General features: G+C 68.9%; 1 pseudogene. It reads left to right on the top strand.

Annotated elements, in window-relative coordinates:
• Positions 1 to 90: 90 nt before the first annotated feature.
• Positions 91 to 257: pseudogene (locus AC0IW9_RS31225) on the top strand (IS630 family transposase); the annotation flags it as partial.

Genomic DNA, 257 nt, shown 5'->3' on the forward strand with positions numbered 1-257 from the left:
AGAGCGGTTTCCAGCCTGACTGAATCGCTTGTGATCCCACGGGCTGCACGATGGTGATTCAGTTGCCCCTCGGCATGAGGGGCAATAGGCATGTCCAAGGCGCTGTCGGTCGATTTACGGGAACGCGTAGTTGCGGCGATCGCGGCGGGGTTATCCTGCCGGGCGGCGGCGGTGCGCTTCGGGGTGAGCGCGGCCAGCGCGGTCCGGTGGGCGGCGCTGGTGCGGGAGGTGGGCTCGGTCGCGCCAGGGCCGCTTGG

Source organism: Belnapia sp. AC561, assembly GCF_979252845.1.